Source organism: Acidimicrobiales bacterium, from assembly GCA_036491125.1.
Classification (GTDB): Bacteria; Actinomycetota; Acidimicrobiia; order Acidimicrobiales; family AC-9; genus AC-9.
Window position 1 is genome coordinate 1 of sequence record DASXCO010000112.1, and the last position, 2114, is coordinate 2114.

1 protein-coding gene is annotated in these 2114 nt (G+C 67.7%); it reads right to left on the bottom strand.

Annotation, left to right across the window (positions count from 1 at the left end; translation table 11 throughout):
• Nucleotides 1-1382 (bottom strand): amidohydrolase family protein (locus VGF64_09620; GenBank protein HEY1635004.1); only part of this gene is annotated, 1382 nt, incomplete at its 3' end.
• Nucleotides 1383-2114: the final 732 nt, after the last annotated feature.

Sequence of the window (2114 nt, forward strand, 5' to 3'; positions counted from 1 at the left end):
CCCAGGAACCTCGTGGTGTATGGGGCGCCGCACATGCGGTCGAGGTGGGCGCCGGCGTCGGACCCGCCGAGCATGGCGCGGTCGTCCGACCACACCTGCCTGCGGAGCTCCCAGGTATCGGGGTCGTTGTCGGGGGGCATAGGCCAGAGGATCGTCTTCAGCTCGTCGTTGATGACGATCTCGGTGAGGGTGCTGAACGGGTCGGCGCCGCGTTCGGTGGCCAGCTCCCCGACCACCCGGCCCTTCATGCCCTCGTTGGCCGCGGAGTAGGTGTCGCCGATCACGTAGTGGCGGAAGTCGGCCAGGCGGCGGAACACCCCCGCCTCCGGGCTCTTCGCCCGGGCCATCATCTCCTGCCTGACCTCCGGATCGCGGAGCTTCTCTATGCGCTCGGGGATGGGCAGGCCGAGGATCGGCCCCCAGCCGGGGATCATGTTGAGGGCGCAGTAGGTCCGGAAGCTCATGTTCATCGGGACGAGCACCGGCATGGTGAGGGCCACGATGCGCCCTCCCGCCTGCTGGGCGATGCTCGACGCCTCGAGCTGGCGCGTCACGCGCTCGGGTACCCGGGAGTCGACCGTCAGCACGTTCCAGTTGATCGGCCGGCGGGCCGCCACCGACATCCCGACGAGCAGGTCGATCTCCTCGTCGCTGAAGGTGTTGAGGCAGCCCTGCACGATGCCCTCGAGGGTGGTGCCGCCGTGCTCGCCGACGGCTCGGCACAAGGCGATCAGCTCCTCGTGCGAGGCGAAGCGCGAGGCCACCGGCTGGCCGTCGCCATCGGAGTGGGTGCTCGAAAGTGTCGTGGACAGCCCCAGGCCCCCGGCCTCGAGGCTCTCGTGGAGGACACGGACCATCGCCTCGAGCTGCTCAGGAGTGGCCTCGTTGCCGATGGCGTCGGCCCCCATCACGTAGCGGCGGAGGGCGCAGTGGCCGACCATGAAGCCGGCGTTGACAGCGATGCCGTGATCGACTGCGTCCAGGTACTCGGCGAAGGTCTCCCAGCTCCAGCCGACACCAGTCTCGAGCGCGGCGAGCGGCATGCCCTCGACCTTGCCCATCATCCGCCGGGTGTAGTCGGCGTCCTCGGCCTTGAGGGGAGCGAGCGTGAAGCCGCAGTTGCCGCCGACGACCGTGGTCACCCCGTGGACATTGGATGGCGTGGCGTACGGATCCCAGAACAGCTGCGCGTCGTAGTGGGTGTGCGGGTCCACGAAACCAGGCGCCACGACCAGCCCGTCGGCGTCGAAGCTCCTGGCTGCCGGCTCGTCGACTGTTCCCACGGCGACGATGCGCCCGTCTCGGACCCCGACGTCACCTCGGATCGAGGGCGCCCCTGTGCCGTCGACGATCGTTGCCCGTTCGATCTTGTAGTCGAGCACAGGAACCTCCGAGCCGAAGGGCCGCCGACGCCTACCTGGCGCCGACGCGGGCGCGTCTCAACGTCCCAACACCCGGCGATCGTAGCTGACAGTGCGTCAGGTCTCAACGCCGGTTGCCATGGTCAATCGCTCGAGGTCCGCCTCCTTGCTTCGAATGGCTTCCACACCTACCCCCATGGGGCGATGTCGTAAGCCAGTGCGCCGAATCAAAACGGTGGCCTCGCGCAGCACCGATGACTAAGGGCTCCCCCCTCGGCTCGATTTCGATTGACTGCTCGAGGGACTACTAGTTCTGACCCGGGGGGGTATGACCCGCCGGGTTCACGTTCTGCGTGTGTTGCGTGAGGCCACCGCCCGAGCAGGTCGGTTGCTGGCCAGGGGGCTGCTGACCGCCCTTGGTCGTGCACGAGGTGTTCTGCGTTGTGATCTTCGCGAACCCCGGAGCCGCGAACCCGCCAACGGTCAGCCCAGTCGTAAGCAAGGCTGTCGCAGCCTTCGCGGCCAGCTTCTTCCGATTGGTCATGGGACCATCTCCTCCCCTCATCCGCCTCTTGACCTGTGTAAGCGTCCGAGAGCGCCGTGGCGTTACACGGCGACCAAGTCTGTGTCTGCCCTGGATGAACCCGATGTGCGTGGGACGGACGACACCACCGACCGCCCAAGACTGTGGGTAGCGAGTCCGTAGGTGTGGAGCTTGCTGGCCTCTCTAGCTGCGCGGCCCCGCCGGGTTGG